Source organism: Hymenobacter sp. BRD67 (assembly GCF_013256425.1).
Taxonomy (GTDB): Bacteria; Bacteroidota; Bacteroidia; order Cytophagales; family Hymenobacteraceae; genus Hymenobacter.
This window is the reverse complement of the sequence record NZ_CP053904.1, coordinates 3517414-3538355: the sequence shown is the minus strand read 5'-3', so window position 1 is coordinate 3538355 and position 20942 is coordinate 3517414. Positions and strand designations below refer to the sequence as shown.

The window sequence follows — 20942 nt, the reverse complement described above, 5'->3', positions numbered from 1 at the left end:
TTTGTGGCCTGGCTGCGTAGTTCAAGGGATAGAATAGGCGTTTCCTAAACGCTTGATAGCAGTTCGAATCTGCTCGTGGCTACATATATAATTTTACTATACTCATGCTTCTTTCGAGGCATGGGTATTTTTTATGTGCCAGGAAAGTGTCGGGGCCCTAGAGCCGGAACTGCGCGCCTATCTTAATGCCGAAGTTTTTGGCATTGGGTAAGTCGCGGTAAGTCAGGCGATGAATAAAATCGACACGCAAGAACTTGAAAATATTCTCAATGCCGTAGCCTGCCTCTATGTAGGGCGTACCTGCCTGTAGCGCATTCAGGCGCACCAGCGGATTGTGGTCTTGGTCGAAGGGGGGCAGCAAGTTCCGATTAGTAGCCGAAAGGCCGCCGGCCAGGGCATTAGCCGTGGCAACCAGCCTCCAGTTGAAGCGCCGGATACCCGGAATCGCGTTCAGAATTATTCCTTCGAAATGCTGGTCGAGCCGTAGGGAAACCGAACGGTCGGTTACAAACTCGAAGTAGTTCATCAGGTTAAACGCATTGGCATTGAAGAACGGCGTCTCGTTGCCCAACGGCGTTTTGAGAATAATATAAGGCACCGCATCTGGGACATAGCTGCCCTCGACGCGGTAGCCCAGGCGGCCAAAATGCCCCAGCGATACGCTGTGCGTTATGAGCAGGTTGAACTTCTGGTATTCGGGATGCTGGCTGTCAGTAAACAGGTTACGTGAGCCCAAAGTATAGCGGAAAGTAAATACTGGCAATTTTTTAAGCCCTACTGCCCGTCGGCGGTTCTCACTCTGGACCAGGTTTTCGTCGGGGCGTAGCGCGATTCTAATACTACTTCCGACAGCGACAAGTCGCGGCCCAATGGCGCATTGGCCCCGTGGTCGGGCGTATCGTAATAGGAGAAAGGATGCAGCGGCACGATACCCTGGTAGCGCAGGGTCACGGTTTCAGTAAAGCCATGAAACAGGTCGCGCTGAATGCTAAGCGAGACTAAATCGCGCAAAATAACCCGTCCTTCGGTGAAGCGTCCCCAGCGGGAAGCAGCCAGAAACAGGTTATTATCAGGCAAAAAGTCATTGTCGAGTAACGCCACCTGCTCAACATCGTGGCGAAATTCCCCGGTAAGAACCGTCCAGTGGCGGCGCTCTGCAATGTAGCTCGTCCGTAGGCCGTACTTGCCCCGGCCATCTCGGGTGCCATAGGCCAGGTAAGCCTGATGCACCCAGCTGCGGCTAAATGCGGGTGTAGTACGAAAGCCCAGGCGGAAGCGATTGCCTTCAAAATCGTTGTGCGAATACGTATTGATGATAGGGCCAAGCTCTACCTTGCCGAGTTTCTTATAGCCGTTGATGAATAAGTCAATCCAGTCGAGGGTGCTGCGCACTGAGGGCAGCTCGCGGGCCGAGTCGAGCACGGCAAACGTCTGGCGCTCGCTCAAACTCAGGGTATCGGGCCGGTTCTTGTCAAAATAGCCTTCGGAAGCTCCGGTAGGCAGCAGCCCGCTCACGAGGTCGCTGGTTTGGCCTTTGCCGGGCTCCAGAATACTCGATACAATGGGCTGGTCGTAAAAGCCGCTTTCGGTATGCGACTGGTTGCGCACAAAGTCGGAATTAACAGTGGTAAAGCGTATCCGCATAGCCGCCTGTTTTTCGTAGGGGCGCACCCCCAGCACCAGGCGAGTGCGGATGGGCAGGCCGGGCCCGTCGCTGGGCGAGGTCATCTCCTGAAAAATGCGCAAGTCGCTGATAAAGTTAATATTAGCCTTGTCACTGGTAATAACGTCGATGCGTTTCAGGGCATACTTGTCGGTCGTAATCCAGATGGTGCCCGTAAAAGCAAGGTCGTGCGGGCGCTTGGGTACGATAGCGATTTTGTAGCAATAGTCCTTGCCTATCATCAGCGAGTCTTGCAGCTCGTAGTTGTAGGTAAGGCGGCCGCCGGCCGAAATGGGTGAGATAAAGTCTTTACCCAGAATGTTTTGCCAGTTGGGATAAAAATCGAAGCTTTGAAAGTTAGACCCCAGCATCTGGCTTAGTACCGAGCCTTCGCGGGGCCGGCACCCCGCATCTGCTTGTGCAGAATGTCTTCGCGGCGGCGTAGGGGCGGGCCGTACTTCTGGTACACTTTCGAGCCCACTTCGGAGGCAAAGAGGGGCAAGGGGCGTCGGGGTCCGAAGCGGCCGCTGCGCCCTGGCGCACGGCCAGCGCCCGAATATCTTTGACCACCTTGCGGTTGGCCAGCGACTTCGGGATGTCGGCCAAGCTCACTTCAATCCGATTATAAGAACTGTACTCGGAGGTGTTGAGTGCAGTCCGTTCATTTTCGGGTTTGTGCTTCTGCACTTCGCGCAAAATGCGGAAGGCTGGGTTTTCGGGCTGCCGCGAGCTTACTACTACCTCGGCCAGTGCCACGCCGCTGCCCTTGCGCAGCCGAAACAGGACAGACTGCTGCTCCTGGTTGCTCAGATGTTTGCGTTGGGTAATAAAGCCTAGCGCCGAGGCCGCCAGCGAATCCGGTGCGCCCGTCACGGTCAGCTTGAAGCGGCCGTCCACATCGGCCGTGATACCGGTGCTAGTTCTTGGTACGAAGATGGACGCAAACGGAATCGGCTCGCCCGAAATGGCCTCTACTACCTGCCCGCTAAGGACGAGGTGCTGGGCCACCGAATGCCGTCCCGCCAGCAGTAGTCCAAGCAACAGCAGCGAAACGATAAATCTCATAAAAATAGCGCGATAAGCAGAAGTATAGAAAGTAGAGTTATGTTCGCAAGTTACAGAGTGGCAGGCGGGGTAGCAATAAGTACTAGCCAGGCATTACCGTCTGCTTACTGGGCGGGGCGGCCCATCGGTTAGCCCTGGCCAGCCACCGCTGTAGCGTGGGCTGGGCCCCAGCGCTGCCAGCAGCAGCCAGTATGGAATAAAAGGACCGGAAAAGCGCGTTCCCCACTCTTCCACTGTCATCATCACTACACTGATTTGCAGGGCAATAGTCAACCCCGCATAGTATGGCGCCTGGTACGCGCCCGGGCGCTTCAGCAAACCCAGCCCGGCCAGCGTGTAGAGGGGCACCAGGCTGACTGCCACCCACACCCGGTGCAAGGTAGAATACCAGGGCCTGGGAAAGCCCAAAAAATAAATGGCTTTTAGTAGGCATAACTTACTGAAATAGCCAAAATTATGCGCTATAAACCAGCTCAGCTGGCTGACAGGCAACCAGGCCGCGGGTGGTATGACCAGGCTGGCCGGCCGCTCTACCGCCGTGGGCGGATAATCGAAGATGACCGTGCCTGCCGCATAGGTAGCAAGAAGATTAAACGCCGTAATAATGTGGTTGAGGGCTGCCCCGGCCAGGGCCGCAAGCACCAGCAGCCACGCCACCGCCCAGCCGCGCCGGCCCTGCTGCCACAAGTGATGCAGGCCCACAAGGGCTGCGGCGGCCAGGGCCACAAAGCCATTAGGCCGGATAGCTGCCGTGTAGCAGAGAATGGCCGCCGCTACTGCGCCGCTGCGCCGGTCGCGCACCCGCGCCATCGCCCACAGGCCGAACAGCAGGAAGCTGGTAAACAGCGACTCGGTCAGGATAAACGGGTTGAAAGCCTGCACCTCCACCCAGCTTACGAGCGCGGCCGTAGCCAGTGCCGCCGTGGGCCAGTAGCCGCCCGTAAGCCGCCGCACGGTCGCGTAAAACGCTTGCGCCGCCAGCCCCGACAGCGCCACCTGGGCCAGGCCCGCACCCATCAGGCCCAGCTCCGTTTTTAGGAAGAGGCTGATAAAGAGTGAGTAGCCGGCATAGTAGCCATAGTGGCCGCCGCCTAGGGTACCCGTGTCGGCCAGCTGCCGGGCGTACTCCACGTAGCTGAAGCCATCGCCCAGCAGATGCGGCCCGTGGTAGTAGCGCCAGCAACCGGCCTGCACCACCGCCCACCAGCCGGCCAGCAGCCACCCGTGGTAGCGGGCCAGCCAACCCCATGCCGCCTGCCATCTGGAAAAGGCTGCTGAATTCATCGTTCGCAAAAATAGGCTGCCAGCCGCCAGCTGGCGGGCCTACACCTCTACCTTCAGCGTAGCCGGCCGGGTAGTTACCTCAAACAGCTCGCCGTGCGGAACAATAGTAATTTGGCCATATTCGCGCAGCAGCATCTTGTAGGCCTCCGCTACCGCACGGGGCTTGCGGTCGAGGTCAAACAGGCCGCAGGCGTTTACGGTGCCGGTTTTTTGGGCCAGGCCCTTGTCCCAGTCAATCTGGTCGATGAGCGAGTACCACGTAAAGCCCAGCACAGGTACGCCTTCCTTGCGCATGCGCAAGATGTTGACCCACTGCTTCCAGAGCCAGGTAGGGCCTTCGCTGGCGGTGAGCACATTGGTTTCGGTGTGCATCACGGGCTTCTGGTAGCGCTGGTAGTAGTCGTGGGTAATGGTGTACCACCCGAGCACGTCCATACTGGTGCAGATTTCCCCGTTGGGCAGCACAATCTTTTCGTTGCGGCCGTAATAGTCGTTGCCCATTACCTGGTACCCGGGCGGCTCGCCGGCCATAAACCAGTCGTACTCGCGCCGCGTCATGCCATTGTCGTAAAGGTAGTTTACTACTTCACCTTCGGGTTGATGGGCATAGAGCAGGTCGAGGGCCGTAAAGCGCAGCTTGTTTTCCAGCTGCACGGCGGGGGTGCGCTCGGCCCGCAGCTCGTGGGTAAACTCGGCCGACTCGCTTTGCACGATAATGCAGTCGGGCCGGTGCTTGGCAATGCGCTGCGTACCCATAATGCTGGCGGCGACGGTGTGTTTGAGCGCCGTGACAAATGCCTTGTCGGTCTTCAGCTGCTCGTTCCAGCTGCCGTCTTTGGCACTCATCTTGGCCGTGACATAAATCTCGTTTACCGGCGTGTAGTAGCGCACCCAGGGGTAGCGCTTGGCTACCTCCTCGCAGTAAGCCGCAAAGTGTACCGGCAGCTCGGGGTTCTGAAAGTTACCCAGCCAGTCGGGCACCCCAAAGTGCATCAAATCCAGAATCGGGGTAATGCCCAGGCGCTGCATCTCGGCCATCGCCAGGTCGGCAAATTCCCAGTTATATTTTTCGGGGCTGAGCTGGATGTTGTAGTAGGGCAGGCCGTAGCGTAGCACTTTCAGGCCCATTTCTTTTACCAGGCCCAGGTCTTCCTGGTAGCGGTTGTAATGGTCGCATTCGGCTAGTAGGTCGCGCCGGGTTCGGCCGTGGTCGATGGTAGGGTAGCTGCACTCAATGCCGGTGGCAAACATGAAGTTGTTGGGCAGGCCTGTCGGCAGGCCGCTGCCGTTGTGGCCGGTGGCGCCGCCAAACTCATCACCTTCGTAGTTGCCGCTGCCGAAATGCTCTTTTATCTCGGTGAGAAAAGACTTCATAAAGAAATAGTTAGCGATGAGCAGTGAGCCAGTAAGAAAGGAGCTTGATGGTTGCGCCCTCTCATTGTAAGCTGCTTTATTGGTCCCGCCTTTTCTGCCTCTCCAAAAACTTGTCGGCCGTGCGCAGGCTCAGGGCCATGATGGTGAGGGCCGGGTTTACGCTGAGCGCGCTCGGAAACACCGAGTTATCGCAGATGTACAGGTTGGGTACGTCGAAGGCCCGGCCATCGCGGTCCACCACGGCATCGTCGCCGCTCAGGCCCATGCGGGCCGTGCCAATAACATGGGCGTAGCGCCCAAAGGCCCAGATGTCGGTAGCGCCGGCTGCTTCCCAAATGGCCCGCATCGTTTTTTCGGCGTGGGCATTCATCCGCAGCTCGTTTTCCTGGGCCGTGAAGTGCAGGCGCGGCTTGGGCAGCTGGCGGGCATCCTGTTCCTCGCTCAGCTCCAGGTAGTTATCGGCGTGCGGCAGGCAGTCGCCGAGGATATTGATGCCCGCAATGTGATTGAACTGCCGCATATAGTCGCGCAGGGCCTGGCCCCAGAGCTTGCGCCCGCGCGCTACCTGGCCCGCAAACGTAACCGGCATTACGCCAATGCTTTGCAGGAGGTAACCGCCCGCAAAGTCGGCATCCTTGGGCCGGTGCGTATCCTGCGAAATCAAGCCGCCCGGAATACCCTTGGTCGGCCGCACCTCGTCGGCAAACGTGCCCCACACCTGCACGCCCGGGTGGGCCATGAGGTTGCGGCCCACCTGGCCGCTGGTGAGAGCCAGCTGATTGAGCAGGAGCAGCCGGGGCGTTTCCACCGAGCCGCCGCATAAAAACAGGTGGTTACAGGCCAGTCGATGCGTCTGGCCGTTTTGTTTATATATAACAGCGCTAATATTCCCGTCCGCGTGGCGCTCTATCTCGGTTACGAAGCTATTAGGCCGAATGTCGGCCCCGTATTTCACGGCTAGCGGAATAAAGGTGACATCCATGCTGGCTTTTGCCCCATTAGCGCAGCCGGCCTGGCAAAAGCCGCACTTGATACATTCTTCGCGCCAGCCCACGCCCTCCTGGTAGTAGCGGCTGGCCAGGGCTGCGTTGGCGGCCGGCGAAGTGAGAATACCGAGTTTTTCGGCCCCACGCCCCATTAGCTGCGCGGCGCTGTTGAGGGGCAGCGGCGGCAGAGCGTAGCCTTTGGGGCGGGCGGGCCCCCAGGGATAAGGCGTTGGCCCTGAAATACCTAAAAACTGCTCAACTTCTTCAAAGTACGGGGCGAGGTCGTCGTAGGTAAGGGGCCAGTCTTCCCCCTTGCCAAAATCGCGGCGCAGGTGCAGGTCGTCGGGCAGCGGGCGGGGCGTGTAGGCCGTGTAATGCAGGGTAGAGCCACCCACGCCGGTACCAGAGTTGTTTTTACCCATGGCCAGCGGGTCGTGGCCGGCCGCCAGCCGCTCATCATTCCAAAATAAAAAGTCCTGGGCTTTTTCGTCGGTAGCGAAGTCGGTTTGCGGATTGTGCCAGGGCCGGCCTCCAGCGCCACTACCTTGAGCCCGGCCTGCGCCAGGCGGGCCAGCAGCGGCGCGCCGCCCGCCCCCAGGCCAATAACAATGCAGTCGACCGTCTCACTGGCAGCCGGCACGGGCTGCGGCTTTTCCAGCGGGGTGTCAATAGGAGCAGTCAAAGGCGCACTTTCGGCCAGCAGCTCGCGCAGTAAAGGGTCCTGAACGGCGGGCTCGGCAGGGCTAAGGATACCTTCCTCAGCAATTTCTTCGTCGGGCATAAGCTTCTAAGACGGTGGTCAGAATAGGGAAATGGCTATGCTTCGCGGGGTTCTTTTTCATTCAGCCCGATTCTAGTCCAGGTCGGCATGTTGGCGTAGCCTACGTAGCCGATTTCATCCTGCGCCCAAGGGTGGGCATAGTAGGTTTCGGTCAGCTCGGCCAGCAGCTCTTCAAAAAAACGGTCGGCGGGCAGCGTTTGCCAGGTAACACCGGGCGGGTTGCCGCCGGCCAGGGCCCCCAGCACCTCGTCCTGCTTATCGCCGGCGAGCTGCTCAAAAGCAGTAGCAAATAGCGCCTGCGCTATTTCCTGCACTCCGCCCAGGCCGAGGCGATAGGCTTCACGGTCGGGGGTAGGGCATCGTAGCGCCAGCCATCGGCCCGGCCCTCCGCCAGGCGGCGGTCTACGGCCGGGGCCAGCGGAATGGGCACCGGGCGCTCGGACTGGGGTAGCAGGCGAGCGGCTACGGCTACAAGGAGCTGATAAGCTTCGGGAGCCAGAAACTGCGGGGTGTAGGGCGCGCCGGTTTCGGCCAGGCGCTCGGTGAGGGCAGCACGGGTAGCCGCCGATACGTGCGCCGTAGGCAGCAGTTCCTGAGAGGTCATAGCAAGAAAACAGGTTGAAGCAAAGCGAGTAAGCCGGTGCTTAACTGCCCTGCTTCAACCTGAACGGTAAACTAGCGCAGATGTTTGCGCTGCGCTTATTCGTCGCTGCTTAGCTTGCCACCTGTTACGTGCACCAGCGCCCCGGTCATAAAGGAACCGTCTTGCGAGGCCAGCAGCACGTAAGCGGGCGCCAGCTCCTCGGGCTGGCCGGGGCGTTTGAGCGCTACCTCGTGCCCAAACTTCTCAATCTCGGAGCGCGGCATGGTTCCCGGGATGTTGGGCGTCCAGACTGGCCCCGGTACTACGCAGTTTACCCGAATGTTGCGCTCTCCCAAGTACAGCGCCAGCGACTTCGTAAGCGCATGAATACCAGCTTTTGTGCAGGCATAATCGACCAGAATCGGAATGCCCACAATACCCACAATGCTACCCGTATTGATGATGCAGTCGCCGCTTTGCAGGTGCGGAATAGCGGCCTGCGCCATCCACATATACCCCATGATATTGGTGTCGAAAGCCCGCCGAATCTGGGCTTCCGGGATGTCTTCAAACTTCTCCTGGGCCATCTGAAAAGCGGCATTATTGACCAGGATATTCAGGCCGCCCAGCTCCTGGCGCACCAGCCGCACGGCCTGGAAGGCCTGCTCCCGGTCGCGCACATCTAGCTGCAGCACCTGGCACCTGCGCTTTTCCAGCTCAACGAGGCGCTTGGTTTCCTGGGCATCTTCCTGGTTTTCATTAAATAGAATGGCTACGTCAGCACCTTCCTTCGCAAAGGCAATAGCCACGGCCCGGCCGATACCTGAATCGGCCCCGGTAATAAGCGCCACCTTGCCTTCGAGCTTGCCGGCGGCGCGGTACGCAGCCAGGCTGCTCTGCGGCTGAAATTTCATGTCGGCCTGCCTGGCAGGGTAAGGGAGCTTTTGGGCGTGCTCCTTCATGTCTTTCGCAGTAGGGCGCTTCGGCGGAGCAGGTTGACGGGCTGGCATAGTAGAAAAGAATAGGAACGATGCCCGCGTTTACGCAAAAGCCTGCGGCGTGGTCAGCGAGCCGGCTGCGGGCAATTTATTAACGCACCAGCTGGAGCGGGCAACTCGCTGATTTAGCGCTCTCTAAAACCGAAAAGCTTATGAAAGCAGTAAGTAGCCCAGCCACCCAAACGGGGCTGAAGCGGCTGTTCGCCGGTATTTTGCAGGGTGTTGTGCGCGTGCCGTTCGCAACCCTTCACAGAGTGAAAATTTATGCAGAAATCCTTACTTTTCCTGATACTGTTTGCGTGGGCCGTTGGGGTAGCATCCGGCGCTGCTGGCCGCCCTGCCGCCGAGCCGCCCCGCCTGAACGGACAGTGGCAGGGCCCGCTAAAAGTACCCGGCGGCACGCTTACGCTGGCTATTACCATTGTGCCGCTCAGCAACGGCACGTATTATGCGGCCCTGGACGTACCCCAGCAGCGCATCAGCCGCATGCCCGTTGAGGTCGAGCTCAAAGACGATAACCTGACCTTGCGCATCGAGCAGGCGGGCAGCAGCTTTGTGGGGAAGGTGCTGGCTGGTGGCGACAAGCTCAGCGGTACCTGGCAGCAGCCGGGCCTCAAAACCGACCTGGTGCTGGAGCGCAGCACTGCCCCGGTAGCTGCGCAGGCTGCCAAAAAGCTCCGCCTTACGCCGCCCTACCGCGAGTCGGAAGTGACCTTTCCCAACGCTATAGCGAAAATCAAGCTTAGCGGCACGCTCACCGTGCCCAGCGGGGAGGGCCGTTTGCGGCCGTGGTGCTGCTCTCCGACTCGGGGCCGCAAGACCGCGAAGCCGATGTGCAGGGCTACCATTTATTTGGTATACTGGCCGATTACCTCACCCGGCGCGGCATTGCCGTGCTGCGCTTCGACGACCGGGGCGTGGGGAAGTCGGGCGGCGACTATAGCCGCGCTACCACGCCCGAGTTTGTAACCGATGCCCAGGCAGCCCTGGCTTTTTTGCGCGGACGGCCCCTTATTGCGCCGCAGCAAGTGGGCCTGCTGGGCCACGGCGAAGGAGGCAACGTTGCGCTGCTGGCCGCTTCCGAGCCGCTGGAGGCACCCAATTTTGTGGTTTCGCTGGCTGCCTACGGGCAGCCCGGCCGCGATGTGCTGCGGCGTCAGCAGGGCGAGATTATGCGCCTTATCGGCGCCGATGGAGCGCAGGTAAAAGCGGCCCAGGGGTTATTTGACCAATTGGTAGAAACTGTGCGCCAGACGCCCAACCAAACGGCCGCCCGGACCAAGATTATCAGCTTGTTGCGTAGCAGCAACACGGGCCTTGATGAGCCTATGGCCCGCGCCCGCGCCGCCCAGCTGTCTTCGCCGTGGTCACGGTTCTTCTTCGATTTTAACCCCGCCACGCGCCTGCCATTGGTGCGCTGCCCGGTGCTGCTGCTCAACGGCACCGCCGATTTGCAGGTGGCTGCCGGCCGCAACATGTCGCTGCTGCAAAAAGGCCTGCGCCAGTCAGGTCAGGCAGTGCAGGCCCATCGCCTGGCCGGCGTCAACCACTTGTTTCAGGATGACCCCGCCCAATGGCCCATTGTGGGGGGCGAGCGGCAGGCCGCCTTTTCTGCTCAGGGCCTCACGTACCTGCGCGACTGGCTGCTGGAGCGCTCGCGCCTGCTTAAAACCCAGCAGCCCGTAACGGTGCGCCGCCCCGCCCCGCGCCCCAAGGCGCTTACGCCGCTGCGCAGTCGGAGCCGCCGGGGCGTAGTCACTGCGGCGCAGTAGGGCGCGCTAGGGTAGTGGCCGCAGCACCACCCGGCGGTTGCGCGGGCGCTGGTCGGGCTGGTTGTTGTCGGCTACCGGGCGGGTGCCGCCGTAGCCCACGGCCCGCAGCCGGGCAGCCTCCACTCCCTGCGTGGCCAGGTACTGGCACACGGCTTCGGCCCGCTGCCGCGAAAGCCGTTGATTGATAAAAGGGTCGCCCTGGTTGTCGGTGTGGCCCTGCACTTCCAGGTGCAGAGCAGGGCGCTGGGCCAGCGCCGCCGCCAATGTATCGAGGCGGGCCCGCACGGGTGGCAATAAATCGGCCCGGCCTTGCTCAAAATACAAGTCAGGCAGCGTTACGGCTTGCCCGGCAGCCAGGCGCGCGGCCAGGACATTTGTCTGGTCCGGCCCGGCTGGAACTTCGGTAGGAGTTGGGCGGGTAACCGGCGGAGGGGCAGTTGCCAGTGCCAGGTAGCTCCGGGAATGCGTCTTCAGGGGGCAGCTGCCGGTTCTGCAAGCAGAACTGTTTTAGTAGGTGAAGCTGGTCGCGGGGCGGGCGCCTCAGCCGTACGGAGCTGCGCAGGGGCTGCTGGTTGAGCAGGAGGTGTCGACCGGGCCGGCGCGCTGGCCAACAGCAGCTGACTAAATAAGTAGCGCGTCGGAATAACAGCGGGCCCGGCCTGCTCTTCGATTATGCCCCAGAGGTTGCGCCAGCTGCTGGGGGTAGTAGGTACGGCGGGCGTCTCCCAGGCAAGCCGCATTCGCGTGGAGAAGGAATACTGGCAGTAGTCTATCCGTAGCGAGTAAGGCTCTCCGGCATTGAGGTTCACGGCCAGCTGATAGTAGCTAAGGGGCTGCCCCTGCCACTCATTCAGCAGCTCGCGGCCATTGAGCCATAGCCTGATACCATCGTCTACGCTGAGGTGTAGCACGTAGCGGCCGGTAGTTGGCGGCACGAGCCAGCCCGTCCAGCGCACCGAAAAATCCTCGGCCGCCAGGCCAGGCACGGGGGCTGCTGATGCCAGTCGAAGTTAATGACCGGGTCGTGCCGGGTCAGTACCTTGCGCTCAAAGTTGCGGCCATCGTAGTACACTCCCACAAGGCCATCGCCGCCCTTGCGAACCTGTGCCTCCGCACACAGGGGCAGCAAGCCCAGCAGCCACCAGCAGAAATGCCATCCGTACCGCATCATGCAGTAAAGATGGCATTTTGCTATAAATAGTTGCTACCAGTAGCTTGCTTACCAGGGCAGGTGCTCGCTATCGTGGAAGTAGCCGCCGGTGGGCCCATCAGCGGGCAGCAGCGCCAGGCGCACGGCCGTTTTGGCACCCTCGCTCACGTCGAGCGGCGCATTGGAGCCGCCCAGGTCGGTTTTGACCCAGCCGGGGTGCGCGGCATTCACTTTGATATTCGTGTCGGACAGGTGCTGGGCCAGCACCACGGTCAGCATATTCAGGGCCGCCTTGGAGGACGTGTATCCCGGCGTGGCCCAGCTGCCGCCCTGCCCCTGGCTGATAGCCGTGAGCGAACCCAGAATGCTGCTCTGGTTCACAATGCGCCCGGCCGGGGCCTCGCGCAGCAGCGGCAGCAGCGCCCGCGTAATAGCGTACGGGGCAATAGTATTGGTCTCATATACCTGCCGCAGCGTGTCAGGGCTGATATCAAATCCTTCATCTAGCTGCACGCCCGCATTGTTTATTAGAATATCTAACCGGCCGAATGTTTGCTCGAAATAGACTGGCAGGGCTGCTATGTCGGCAGCATTGGTCACATCGAGCCGCAGCGCGTGCGCGTCCAGGCCCTGCTGGCGCAGCTCGGCGGCCGGGCCATCGGCCTTGCCGGGGCGAGCCCCAAGTACCACCGTAATACCCTGCTGGCCCAGCTGGCGGGCTATTTCCAGGCCCAGTCCTTTATTAGCTCCCGTAATAAGAGCGACTTTGTGTGTGTGCATATGGCTTAAACTGCCGGCCGGAGCGTCGGGTTTGCCGCTTTTCAAAAATTGAGGCCGCAGTGGAAGCAATGATAGGCCCGGCCTTGCAGCGGATAACGCCGCAGCCGCGACAGCAGGGCCACAAACCAGTGAGCCGCGCCCGGCCGGGCAGCCGCGTCGAAACTCACTTCGTCGGAGCCGCAGCGCGGGCAGTTTGTCACGGGCTGCGTTGTCGGGGCGGCGGCAGGTTCAGCTAGTCCGCCGCGCACGGCTTGCATCACGGCCGGCTCGCGCAGCGCTTCGGCTGCCCTGCTGGCATCGCGCGCATACACGTGCAGCCGCACGCCACCCGCCACGGGGCTATACATCCGATTGAGCGATACCAGGTTCTCATTGGTAAGAAAGCACGGAATGCCAGCCGCTTCCAGCCGCGTGCGGGCCAGATGGGCAGCCAGCGGCTCGTAGTACGAGTCGAGCACGATAATATTGTCCGACCGGGAAGTAGTAGAGTTAGTTGTCATAGCGGAACAGTCAGTTGCCGGAGAAGATACTGAAGCCGGCCCATCCCAGTCTCTAACAAGCGGTGGGCCATAATCATTTTTTGGTAGCCGTGGCGGCGTGCAGGTCCTGGGCCGTTCGCTTGGCCCGCAGGGCCGTAAACTCGGCTTGCCAGGCGCGGATGCGCAGCTCGTCACGGGCGGGCAGGTCCAGGCGGATGCGGGCCAGCTGAGCATTCAGGCGTCGATAAGTATCCTGGGCATAATCCCAGTCGCGGGCCTGCCAGGTGCCCTGGCGTACGCGGGTAGCCCGCAGCAGCTGCCCATAAGCCCCGGCAATAGTGGCTGGCGTGAGGCTGCTCACTTGCCCGGCGTAGCTGCCCAGCAGCTCCTGGTCCACGATTCTTTGTTTTTGCGGGGCCAATGGCACGGCCCGCCGGGCATGGTTGGCCGAGTCGAAGCGGGCTGTCTGGTGGCCCAGGCGGCTCAGGGTGCGGCCGGTAGTATGTGCCGCAGTATCGAGCTTGCTCATTTCCTGACGCACTATTTCCTGGCGCTCGCGGGGTGTCGAGTCACAGGCTGTGAGCAGTGCGCTCAACAGAAGTCCGCACAGTGACTTACTATAGGATGCTTTCATAGCGCCCTGCTACGGCCACAAGGGGGTCAGGGTTGGGCAAGCCGAAAGTTGAGCGGCAGCTCGTACTCCACCGGCACGGCCCGGTGGCCCACGCGGGCCGGTATCCACTGATTGGGCACCAGCTGAGCTACGCGCAGGGCTTCCTCATCGCAGCCGCCCCCGATGCGCTGCACCAGGTGATGATTGCTGGTATGTCCCAGCGTATCTATCAGAAAGCCAACCACTACCTTACCCTGAATATTGCGGGAAATAGCCGCCTGGGGGTAATTCAGCTGGGTAGTGTATTGCGACAGCGTAGCGTCGCCGCCCACAAACAAAGGCGGCTGGTCGGGATGCACGTAGCTCCACTTGCCGGGGCTTACCTCCGCGTGGCACGTGATGTCGGGGCCCGGCCGGAAATACAGCAGCTTTTGCTTGTCGTAGTCGTAGCGCTGCAGCACTACTTTTTCCCCCGAAGGCGTGTACCCATAGTATTCCCAAATACCAGTTTTTTGGCCTTTTTCAATAAATCCTTTTTCAAATTTTGTTTCCCGCAGCTTCTGGGCATCAGCACGTTGGCTAATAAGCAGGCAGCTGAGAAATAACAAAAAAGTACAAATACAATAGCGAGTAGAAATAAACATAGAATGGGGGTGGGAAAAGGATGAAAAACAGAATTGGCGAACCAAGATAGCACCCTTAGGCCAGTCGTCAAAACGCTGCCGCACGAAACAAAAAATCACTGGCTACCCATTTTGGGTAGCCAGTGATTTTTTGTGGGTCAGTAATAACGCCGGTTAGGGCATCAATACTTTATTTATTACATGGATAACACCATTGCTTTGCATAACGTCGGCAATGGTTACGGTGGCGATACCACCTTTCTCGTCTTTCAGTTCAATGGTTTTCGGGCCTTTCATCATCGCCGTCAGGGTGCCGCCGCTCACGGTGGTGAGGGTAGCCTTTCCGCCGCCAGCCTTGATGGCTTTCATCAGGTCGGCCGACGTCATGCGGCCAGCTACTACGTGATAGGTCAGAATTTTGGTGAGGGTAGCCTTGTTTTCGGGCTTTACCAAGTTATCGACCGTGCCAGCCGGTAGGGCGTTGAAGGCCTCATTAGTAGGGGCAAACACAGTAAATGGGCCGGGACCCGACAGCGTTTCGACCAGGCCAGCGGCCTTCACGGCCGCTACCAGCGTCGTGTGGTCCTTCGAATTGACGGCATTTTCAATAATGTTTTTCGTTGGGTACATTGGGGCGCCGCCAACCATGACCGTATTAGCTTTTTGGGCCGAAGCTGAGTGAATGCTGGCGGTGCCAAGGAGAGCCACCAGGGCCAGCGATGCAAAAGAAAATTTCATCTGGAATGGGAAAAGAAGGAAGTGAATTGTTGAGGTTTAAACCTGACCCACTTACGGTCTCTCTTCTCCAACTGGATTCTGAGAAAATGAAAAAAAGGCGCAACTTGCCGGCAATGGCCATAAAATAAAAAATTTTCCCCTTGAAAATGAAGCGGAAAGCCCCGGGGTATTAAAAATAAATAGCCTTGCTCTTGACAGTATCGACCTTTTGCCTACCTTTGTACCACCATTCGCCACCGCGGCGAACAAGTCTCAAGCGAGAGTAGCTCAGTTGGTAGAGCGCGACCTTGCCAAGGTCGAGGTCGCGAGTTCGAACCTCGTCTCCCGCTCCAAACAAAAAAGACGTTGCGTACTTGCAGCGTCTTTTTTGTTTATATCAAAGAGCAACGATTTTATCGTTAATTTTGATGGCAAAGTGCCCCGCGCCAGAGTGGTGGAATGGTATACACGAGGGACTTAAAATCCCTTGCCTTCACGGGCTTACGGGTTCGAGTCCCGTCTCTGGTACGAAAAACCCCGTTTGCGGCCTGCAAGCGGGGTTTTATCATTTAAAGGCAGGCGGGGCCTATGTTGCCAGCTGTGGTCGTCACTGAATCAGCTGGTTAGTCGGGCAGCGCAAGCTGGTAGGCTCCTATAATGGGGCTTTCAGGGATGAGGCCGTTCTTCTTCGCCCGGCCCATCATCCAGCGGGCGGTAGGCTTCCCCGCTTTCATGGTCTCAACCTGATGGATGTTGAAGGTAGTACCAAACCGGTCTTGCTGGCCCATTGTGCAAAAAGCAGCGTGCGGCCCGCAGTAGATGACGGCTGCTGGTGTGGTAGCCAACAGGCTATAGTCAGTAATCCAAACTGCATGTAAGGCCAGCAGACGATAGGCATCACGTGTAGGGTAGCCAGAATCAAGTAAGGAAACCGCGTTCGTAAAGCTTTTCACGCACCCGCCTTTCGCGTTGTTCCGGTCCGTAAAGTCCTTGTGCAACACCCACATTCGCTTGCAGATAAGGGTGTACATTGTGAGGGCATCTTGTTGAAAGGTAGATGTCTGCCCTTTCAGCGCCTTGATGCCGGCCATTTTCCGTACCGTATCTAACTCGCCGGCTCCCACGGCCACGCGGGTGCCGTCATGAAAAGTGCAGCGTGTACTATCCTCAGCTCGTCGAAACGAGGTAAAAACGGCATTGATTGACCCAAACTCCGCCAAAGCGGCTTTAATGAGCGCAATAGTGGTGCAGTTTCCGGGGCCCGTATCTCCACTACAACGTCCGAATGCAGAGTCAATTACGGCGGAGGTCTGGCGAAAGTCAGAAATTAATTGTGGGTGGCCCTGGGCGTAGCTTAAGCGGCTGCTAACCAACAGCCCCACAGTTATAAATGCTGATTTTATCATAAACCTCAAAGAGTAGCTTTAGGCCTGAGTTGCCGGTGTGCCGCAAAAGTTGGTGCATTAGTCAACCGGAAAGAGCCTGATTTTATGTATTTACTCTTACCCATAGGAGAAGTCCGGTCTTTGCCGATAACCCGGCGGTAGTATCGGCCCGCAGCTTGGTGGCAGCAGCCACCGATGGCAGGCTCCTACGCCTGCACCCGTAGCAGCGGCTCCAGCACGGCCCAGACATTGGCCGCAAGCACCTGCTGGCCCGCGGCGTTGGGATGTACACGGTCGGGCAGGTTAAGCTCGGGGCGGCCCAGCACACCCGCCAGCAGCGATGGGATAAAGGCTACCCCTTCGGTGCCGGCCAAGCTGCCAAACAGGCTGCCAAACTCCTGCGCATAGCGGCCGAGCCCCGGTAGGCCCAGTGGCCCAAGGTCGAACGGCACTTGCAGGCCGGCCAGCACGCGCTGGGCAGCGGGAAACTGCCGCCGCACCTCTTGCAGTATAAAGCGCAGGTTGGCCGTGGTTTCGCGTACCGCAATGCCGCGCAGCCCGTCGTTGGCCCCCAGCGCCAATACAAAGACATCTACTGAGTGGCGAGCGAGCATGCTGGCTAGGCGCTGACGGCCGCCAGCGCTGGTTTCACCACTAATGCCGTAGTTATAAGCCCGGTAGGGCAGGCCCGCAGCGTCCAGCCTGGCCTGAATAAGCGCAGGGAAGCTGGCCGCAGCCGGCAGCCCATGGCCGGCCGTGAGGCTATCGCCGAAGAAAATTATATTTTTCATATATTTGAGTAACCAAAATCCCGCTGCAAGGCCTTTGCAAGCCAGGCAGCGGGATACTGCAGTGCGGGTAAGCCCCGCCAATAAGTGACTAAGCTTTAGCTAGATTCGGGCAAAATGCTCGGCTGCCAGGCGGGCACCTTCTTCGGTGCAAAGGCCGCGGATGTAATACAAAAAAATGCTGCGAAATATTTCCGCCACTGGTATTGCGGCCGGAAATACGCCGGGCGTAAGTACCATGGTAAGCTGTTGTAAAAGTATAATCGTAACCAGCTGAATATTTATATCGCTCCGAAAAAGCTTCTGTCGGATACCTTCGTTGAGCAGCTGTTGCAGCTGGGGCGAGGAATAGGAAGCCAGATGGTCCTGAAAAGTTTGCCATACTTTTGGAAAGCTAGGCAATTCATTCAAATACAAAGGGTTGAGGTCGGTCAGGTCAATAAGTGCGTAGTTCAGCAGCCCATACAGGCGCTCTACAGCTGCCGAATAGTGCTCATACAGGCGAAGGTGGTCGGCCTTTTGGCGCTCAATATCGGCCAGGGTGGCATGCAGTACAAAATCGGCGCGGCTGGGGTAGCGGGAGCTGAACTCGGTAATTGTAAGGCCCTCGGCCTGTGCTAGTTGGCTGTTGGTAGGGGCCAGAAAGCCAGCTTGCCGAAACAACTGCATTGTGGCCGAAGGAGGTGAAGGGGTAAGGGCAGAAGTCGATTTCATAGAAGGATAAATCGTCGGAAAGAAATAAAGGTAGGGTCAGGGCAGGCCATTTCGGGCTAACTCATGGAGCCAATAAACCCAGGCCAAAGAAAAACAATAGCTGTACTAGATACACCATCGGTGCGAGCGGGTTACGCTTGAGAAAGGGCGTGCGCACAAATAAAACCTGCAGTACCAGCGCCAGCAAAAACCAGTCGCGAAAATTACGCAGCGGCACTAAATCGCCGGTCCAGTGCCAGAAATCGTAGCGCCCGGCCACGGGCTCCATGCACAGGTCAAAGCCTACCATCAGCACGGCGCCTACCAGCACCCGCACCACCCCCGAAGCCGGCAGGTAAGCTGCCAAAGTGCCTGCCAGGTACGTAACCAGCACCCAGTTGAGGCCAATAAGCCACGGCGCGCTCATGTACTGCGGCCCCAGCGTGGCGCCGTAGATATAGTGCCCAAACAGCAGGCCGGTATTGGTGCCTACCACCTCGGCTACCATTCCCAGCAAAAATGTCTGGGCCACAAATAGCCAGAAAACCAGGCCCCGCATGGGCTGAAATGCTGCCAGCAGCCCCGCCGTGAGCAGCAGCGTAAGCGGAGTGTATTTGAGGTAAAAGGCCTTGTCCTGACTAAAAGCCAACCCCACGAAGCCCGTGAGGTGAAATAATAAAACCAGCCCCTGCGCCAGCCGCAGCCGCCCGGTGGAAACCGCCGTAGCGGGTGAATTTGAAAACTCCATGGTGAAGGAAATCAAAAATCAAAAAGCACGAATCAAAAGCTATGAAGCATATTGCAATGAATATCAAAGCAATAGAGCATAGTTTTAATTTGTGTTTTTAACTTTTAATTAGAAATGAGTTCGGCTACAATTTTGGCCGAAAGCAGGCACAGCGGAATACCACCGCCCGGATGCACTGAGCCACCGCAAAAGTACAGCCCATTCAGCCGGCTCGAAAAGTTGGGGTGACGTAAAAATGCGGCCAGCGCATTGTTGCTGGAGCTACCGTACAGCGCCCCGCCAAACGACGAGGTGTCGGCCGCAATGCCGGGAGGGGTCCATTGCCTTTCGGCTTTAATAAGGGGCTCAAGCTCAACGCCCAGCGTGCGGCTAAGCTTGGCTAGCACTACCCGGCGGGTTTTGGCGGTCAGCGCCTCCCAATCCTGGCCCTGGTCGTGGGGCACGTTCACCATCACAAACCAGTTTTCGTGGCCGGCCGGGGCATCGGTGGGCGTTTTTTTAGAAGTAATGTTAACGTACACCGTCACGTCGTCGGCCACGGTCTGCTGCTGGAAGATGGCGTCGAACTCCTGCTTGTAATATTCAGAAAATACTATATTATGCAAATCCAGCTCGGGGAACTCACGGGCGATGCCCCAGTAAAAAATAAGCGCCGATGACGAGCGTGGCTGCGCCAGGGTGCGCTCGGGCGCGGGCTGGTGCGGGAGCAAGTGGCGGTAAGTAGGTACCACGTCCATGTTGCTCACTACCAGGCTAAAATCGTAGACATCCTGGTCGGTGCGCAGGCCGGTGATGAGGTCGCCGGCCGTCAGGATTTCGCGCACGGGCTCGTTGAACCGGAATTTTACCCCAAACTCTTCGGCCAGCCGGTGCAGGCTTTGGGCAATGGCATAAATGCCGCCTTCGGGGTAAAAGGCCCCGATGCCGTGCTCGAGGTGCGGAATGAGCGAGAGCGTAGCCGGGCTTGGTACGGGTCGGAGCCGTTGTAAGTAGCGTAGCGGTCAAATAGTTGCACCAACCTGGAGTCGTTGCCAAAGGCGCTGGCGTGGCGCGCGTGCATGGTGCCCGTGAGACCCAGACTGGGCAGGGCCGCCACGGCCTTCAGCGTTTCGGTGCTGAGGTAGGTGCCTAGTTTGTGCAGCGACTTATGCAGAAACGTGCCGGCTGTAGCGTCATACGCCCGCCCGCTGCGGGCCAGAAAATTGGTGACCTGCGCCGCCGGCACCCCAAGCTTTTGCTCCACTTCTGCCGCAAACTTTTCTGCGTCGGCCCAGGCAGTCAGCCGCGTACCGTCGGCAAAAAAATAGTTGGTAATGGGGTCGAGGCGCTCGTAGCGGAAGTAGTCGGTGGGCTCGCGGTGGGCCAGCCGAAAAATATCGTCTACCAATTGCGGCAGCGTGAAGAGCGACGGCCCGGCATCGAAGCGGTAGCCGCCCGGCAGCTCAAACTGCTGCATTTTGCCCCCAAACGAGCCGCTGGCCTCGAATACCGTGACCGGGTGCCCGGCAATGGCCAGCCGCGCGGCAGCCGCCAGCCCCGCCACGCCCGCGCCGATAATGGCAACGGCAGGTTTCGACAAACTCCTGGATTTTCCGTACATTTGCGGCGAACCACTGAAAGTCCGAATGGGCCGTAGGTGGTGTTTTTTTTAGCGAGGGTAGCAAACTATACCGTAGCGATTACTGCTACTGGCTTTGGTATTGAGAATTGGAATGGCTGCCTCCATCAATAATACAGCATCCTGCTCAGCAAGTACTCGCTTTACCCGATTAGCCCATTCTAAGTTGGTGCACAAATGCTTGGTAGCATAAAGCATCGTGATAAAGGCTAGTGTGTCAGCTGCCTGAATAAAATAGGATTGTGCGGAATTTTTCGGCAAAGGGTCTTCCACCAGTAGCCGGATTTCCTGGCGGGTGCTTGAGGATTCGTATTGGGAGGGTATATAATTTATCTTCTGTATTTTTCGTGATACGTTAGTCATTGCTCCTACTCTGCCTTCGTCTGTGATAATCATAAACTGCTCAGCCCTTTGTTGTTTGGTATCAGCAGCTTTCAACAGGCTATTTTCTATTCTTTGAATATTATATGTAAGAGCATTTTCTAATACAGGATATTTTTGATTCTTGATTTTAGTTTTGTCAATTACTACCACAATACCTTTTAAACGTAAAGTAGCCAAAGTGGCGATGTAGCGAAAAAGTATTTCGCGCCTGATTTCAGGAGCGTATTTGCCATGATAAGGATTTTTATCCTGGATAAACTCACGCGTATGAAATTCCTGCTTGACTGGAAAGTTATATTTACCGAGTAGCTCACGTCGGAAAGCAAGTAACTTTTGAAAGTTAAACTTCCATTCCGTATCTAGCATAGAAACGCTGGCTAACACAAACAGGTCAGACGAACGGCGTGGAAAGCCATCGTCACCTGATTCATCGAAATAGGATAGTACCATACTTCAAA

Annotated in this window: 26 protein-coding genes and 3 tRNA genes; 5 read left to right on the top strand and 24 right to left on the bottom strand. The window is 58.3% G+C overall.

The annotated features are described in order from the left end of the window. The first annotated feature begins 10 nt into the window (after positions 1–10). Positions 11–82, top strand: a tRNA-Arg gene (locus GKZ67_RS16500). Positions 83–157: 75 nt separating this feature from the next. Here GKZ67_RS16500 and GKZ67_RS16495 read toward each other — a convergent pair. The 9 genes from GKZ67_RS16495 to GKZ67_RS16460 all read right to left on the bottom strand — a co-directional run bounded on the left by GKZ67_RS16495 (position 158) and on the right by GKZ67_RS16460 (position 8746). Next, positions 158–808 carry a DUF5686 family protein gene (locus tag GKZ67_RS16495; protein ID WP_254245266.1) on the bottom strand — a complete coding sequence of 217 codons (651 nt, stop codon included), beginning with the start codon at positions 806–808 and terminating at the stop codon, positions 158–160. After that, a complete protein-coding gene (locus tag GKZ67_RS16490) occupies positions 775–2034 on the bottom strand; it encodes a DUF5686 family protein (protein ID WP_173244446.1) in 1260 nt (419 codons plus the stop codon). The genes GKZ67_RS16495 and GKZ67_RS16490 overlap by 34 nt, the downstream gene beginning before the upstream one ends. Then, positions 2021–2728, bottom strand: a complete 708-nt coding sequence (locus tag GKZ67_RS16485) for a carboxypeptidase-like regulatory domain-containing protein (RefSeq protein WP_173244443.1) — start codon at positions 2726–2728, stop codon at positions 2021–2023. The genes GKZ67_RS16490 and GKZ67_RS16485 overlap by 14 nt, the downstream gene beginning before the upstream one ends. A gap of 93 nt (positions 2729–2821) precedes the next feature. Further along, positions 2822–4012, bottom strand: a complete 1191-nt coding sequence (locus GKZ67_RS16480) for a hypothetical protein (RefSeq protein WP_173244440.1) — start codon at positions 4010–4012, stop codon at positions 2822–2824. A gap of 39 nt (positions 4013–4051) precedes the next feature. Then, the gene (locus tag GKZ67_RS16475) at positions 4052–5386 is read right to left on the bottom strand and encodes a family 1 glycosylhydrolase (protein WP_173244437.1); all 1335 of its coding nucleotides are present in this window, start codon (positions 5384–5386) and stop codon (positions 4052–4054) included. Between the two features lie 76 nt (positions 5387–5462). After that, on the bottom strand, positions 5463–6794 hold the full coding sequence (locus GKZ67_RS16470; RefSeq protein WP_317172168.1) for a GMC family oxidoreductase: 1332 nt from the start codon (positions 6792–6794) through the stop codon (positions 5463–5465). Positions 6795–7188: 394 nt separating this feature from the next. Continuing rightward, positions 7189–7467: a gluconate 2-dehydrogenase subunit 3 family protein gene (locus GKZ67_RS23810; RefSeq protein ID WP_254244887.1), complete on the bottom strand. Its 279-nt coding sequence runs from the start codon at positions 7465–7467 to the stop codon at positions 7189–7191. Beyond that, a complete protein-coding gene (locus GKZ67_RS23805) occupies positions 7455–7757 on the bottom strand; it encodes a hypothetical protein (RefSeq protein ID WP_254244886.1) in 303 nt (100 codons plus the stop codon). Before GKZ67_RS23805 ends, GKZ67_RS23810 begins: the two co-directional genes overlap by 13 nt. Before the next feature lie 95 nt (positions 7758–7852). Then, positions 7853–8746, bottom strand: a complete 894-nt coding sequence (locus GKZ67_RS16460) for an SDR family oxidoreductase (RefSeq protein WP_173244434.1) — start codon at positions 8744–8746, stop codon at positions 7853–7855. Positions 8747–8998: 252 nt separating this feature from the next. Here GKZ67_RS16460 and GKZ67_RS23800 point away from each other — a divergent pair, with 252 nt between their 5' ends. Both GKZ67_RS23800 and GKZ67_RS16455 read left to right on the top strand, forming a co-directional pair. Further along, a complete protein-coding gene (locus tag GKZ67_RS23800) occupies positions 8999–9703 on the top strand; it encodes a hypothetical protein (RefSeq protein ID WP_254244885.1) in 705 nt (234 codons plus the stop codon). After that, positions 9628–10506, top strand: a complete 879-nt coding sequence (locus GKZ67_RS16455) for an alpha/beta hydrolase family protein (RefSeq protein ID WP_317172313.1) — start codon at positions 9628–9630, stop codon at positions 10504–10506. The genes GKZ67_RS23800 and GKZ67_RS16455 overlap by 76 nt, the downstream gene beginning before the upstream one ends. Before the next feature lie 6 nt (positions 10507–10512). On the opposite strand, the gene GKZ67_RS16450 is transcribed toward GKZ67_RS16455, so the two are convergent. From GKZ67_RS16450 to GKZ67_RS16415, 8 genes are all read right to left on the bottom strand, one after another. Continuing rightward, positions 10513–10830, bottom strand: coding sequence for an OmpA family protein (locus GKZ67_RS16450; RefSeq protein ID WP_173244428.1), 318 nt, complete (start codon positions 10828–10830; stop codon positions 10513–10515). 146 nt (positions 10831–10976) lie between these two features. Beyond that, positions 10977–11492, bottom strand: a complete 516-nt coding sequence (locus GKZ67_RS16445; protein ID WP_173244426.1) for a PA14 domain-containing protein — start codon at positions 11490–11492, stop codon at positions 10977–10979. After that, positions 11399–11677: a hypothetical protein gene (locus GKZ67_RS16440; protein WP_173244423.1), complete on the bottom strand. Its 279-nt coding sequence runs from the start codon at positions 11675–11677 to the stop codon at positions 11399–11401. Before GKZ67_RS16440 ends, GKZ67_RS16445 begins: the two co-directional genes overlap by 94 nt. Before the next feature lie 48 nt (positions 11678–11725). Continuing rightward, positions 11726–12436, bottom strand: a complete 711-nt coding sequence (locus tag GKZ67_RS16435; RefSeq protein ID WP_173244420.1) for an SDR family oxidoreductase — start codon at positions 12434–12436, stop codon at positions 11726–11728. 41 nt (positions 12437–12477) lie between these two features. Continuing rightward, the gene (locus tag GKZ67_RS16430; protein WP_173244418.1) at positions 12478–12936 is read right to left on the bottom strand and encodes a DUF2007 domain-containing protein; all 459 of its coding nucleotides are present in this window, start codon (positions 12934–12936) and stop codon (positions 12478–12480) included. 73 nt (positions 12937–13009) lie between these two features. Further along, positions 13010–13549: a hypothetical protein gene (locus GKZ67_RS16425; protein WP_173244415.1), complete on the bottom strand. Its 540-nt coding sequence runs from the start codon at positions 13547–13549 to the stop codon at positions 13010–13012. 26 nt (positions 13550–13575) lie between these two features. Then, entirely contained in the window at positions 13576–13989 is a 414-nt protein-coding gene (locus tag GKZ67_RS16420) for an energy transducer TonB (RefSeq protein ID WP_173244412.1), read from the bottom strand. 336 nt (positions 13990–14325) lie between these two features. Further along, on the bottom strand, positions 14326–14889 hold the full coding sequence (locus GKZ67_RS16415; protein WP_173244409.1) for a fasciclin domain-containing protein: 564 nt from the start codon (positions 14887–14889) through the stop codon (positions 14326–14328). Between the two features lie 256 nt (positions 14890–15145). Between GKZ67_RS16415 and GKZ67_RS16410 the strand changes: the two genes are divergently transcribed. Continuing rightward, a tRNA-Gly gene (locus tag GKZ67_RS16410) sits at positions 15146–15221 on the top strand. A 92-nt stretch (positions 15222–15313) separates the two neighbouring features. Beyond that, positions 15314–15396: transfer RNA gene (locus GKZ67_RS16405), tRNA-Leu, on the top strand. 95 nt (positions 15397–15491) lie between these two features. Here GKZ67_RS16405 and GKZ67_RS16400 read toward each other — a convergent pair. The 7 genes from GKZ67_RS16400 to GKZ67_RS16375 all read right to left on the bottom strand — a co-directional run bounded on the left by GKZ67_RS16400 (position 15492) and on the right by GKZ67_RS16375 (position 20934). Beyond that, on the bottom strand, positions 15492–16274 hold the full coding sequence (locus tag GKZ67_RS16400; RefSeq protein WP_173244406.1) for a hypothetical protein: 783 nt from the start codon (positions 16272–16274) through the stop codon (positions 15492–15494). A gap of 185 nt (positions 16275–16459) precedes the next feature. Further along, positions 16460–17044, bottom strand: a complete 585-nt coding sequence (locus GKZ67_RS16395; RefSeq protein WP_173244403.1) for an arylesterase — start codon at positions 17042–17044, stop codon at positions 16460–16462. A 99-nt stretch (positions 17045–17143) separates the two neighbouring features. Further along, complete coding sequence (locus GKZ67_RS16390; protein WP_173244400.1) at positions 17144–17755, bottom strand: hypothetical protein; 612 nt, start codon at positions 17753–17755, stop codon at positions 17144–17146. A gap of 61 nt (positions 17756–17816) precedes the next feature. After that, complete coding sequence (locus GKZ67_RS16385) at positions 17817–18482, bottom strand: carotenoid biosynthesis protein (protein WP_173244397.1); 666 nt, start codon at positions 18480–18482, stop codon at positions 17817–17819. Positions 18483–18586: 104 nt separating this feature from the next. Further along, positions 18587–19369: a phytoene desaturase family protein gene (locus tag GKZ67_RS24740; RefSeq protein WP_410505082.1), complete on the bottom strand. Its 783-nt coding sequence runs from the start codon at positions 19367–19369 to the stop codon at positions 18587–18589. Further along, positions 19327–20061: a phytoene desaturase family protein gene (locus GKZ67_RS24735; protein WP_317172167.1), complete on the bottom strand. Its 735-nt coding sequence runs from the start codon at positions 20059–20061 to the stop codon at positions 19327–19329. The genes GKZ67_RS24740 and GKZ67_RS24735 overlap by 43 nt, the downstream gene beginning before the upstream one ends. A gap of 69 nt (positions 20062–20130) precedes the next feature. After that, positions 20131–20934, bottom strand: a complete 804-nt coding sequence (locus GKZ67_RS16375; protein WP_173244394.1) for a DUF3800 domain-containing protein — start codon at positions 20932–20934, stop codon at positions 20131–20133. Positions 20935–20942 lie beyond the last annotated feature (8 nt).

Bases quoted from the DNA above. Each gene is read 5' to 3' on its own strand.
- GKZ67_RS16395 (WP_173244403.1), bottom strand. From the start codon at position 17,044: ATGAAAAATATAATTTTCTTCGGCGATAGCCTCACGGCCGGCCATGGG.
- GKZ67_RS16470 (WP_317172168.1), bottom strand. From the start codon at position 6,794: ATGGGTAAAAACAACTCTGGTACCGGCGTGGGTGGCTCTACCCTGCAT.
- GKZ67_RS16430 (WP_173244418.1), bottom strand. From the start codon at position 12,936: ATGACAACTAACTCTACTACTTCCCGGTCGGACAATATTATCGTGCTC.
- GKZ67_RS16400 (WP_173244406.1), bottom strand. From the start codon at position 16,274: ATGATAAAATCAGCATTTATAACTGTGGGGCTGTTGGTTAGCAGCCGC.
- GKZ67_RS16460 (WP_173244434.1), bottom strand. From the start codon at position 8,746: ATGCCAGCCCGTCAACCTGCTCCGCCGAAGCGCCCTACTGCGAAAGAC.
- GKZ67_RS16485 (WP_173244443.1), bottom strand. From the start codon at position 2,728: ATGAGATTTATCGTTTCGCTGCTGTTGCTTGGACTACTGCTGGCGGGA.
- GKZ67_RS16480 (WP_173244440.1), bottom strand. From the start codon at position 4,012: ATGAATTCAGCAGCCTTTTCCAGATGGCAGGCGGCATGGGGTTGGCTG.
- GKZ67_RS16475 (WP_173244437.1), bottom strand. From the start codon at position 5,386: ATGAAGTCTTTTCTCACCGAGATAAAAGAGCATTTCGGCAGCGGCAAC.
- GKZ67_RS16490 (WP_173244446.1), bottom strand. From the start codon at position 2,034: ATGCTGGGGTCTAACTTTCAAAGCTTCGATTTTTATCCCAACTGGCAA.
- GKZ67_RS23800 (WP_254244885.1), top strand. From the start codon at position 8,999: ATGCAGAAATCCTTACTTTTCCTGATACTGTTTGCGTGGGCCGTTGGG.
- GKZ67_RS16425 (WP_173244415.1), bottom strand. From the start codon at position 13,549: ATGAAAGCATCCTATAGTAAGTCACTGTGCGGACTTCTGTTGAGCGCA.
- GKZ67_RS16440 (WP_173244423.1), bottom strand. From the start codon at position 11,677: ATGATGCGGTACGGATGGCATTTCTGCTGGTGGCTGCTGGGCTTGCTG.
- GKZ67_RS16375 (WP_173244394.1), bottom strand. From the start codon at position 20,934: ATGGTACTATCCTATTTCGATGAATCAGGTGACGATGGCTTTCCACGC.
- GKZ67_RS16390 (WP_173244400.1), bottom strand. From the start codon at position 17,755: ATGAAATCGACTTCTGCCCTTACCCCTTCACCTCCTTCGGCCACAATG.
- GKZ67_RS16385 (WP_173244397.1), bottom strand. From the start codon at position 18,482: ATGGAGTTTTCAAATTCACCCGCTACGGCGGTTTCCACCGGGCGGCTG.
- GKZ67_RS23805 (WP_254244886.1), bottom strand. From the start codon at position 7,757: ATGACCTCTCAGGAACTGCTGCCTACGGCGCACGTATCGGCGGCTACC.
- GKZ67_RS16415 (WP_173244409.1), bottom strand. From the start codon at position 14,889: ATGAAATTTTCTTTTGCATCGCTGGCCCTGGTGGCTCTCCTTGGCACC.
- GKZ67_RS16435 (WP_173244420.1), bottom strand. From the start codon at position 12,436: ATGCACACACACAAAGTCGCTCTTATTACGGGAGCTAATAAAGGACTG.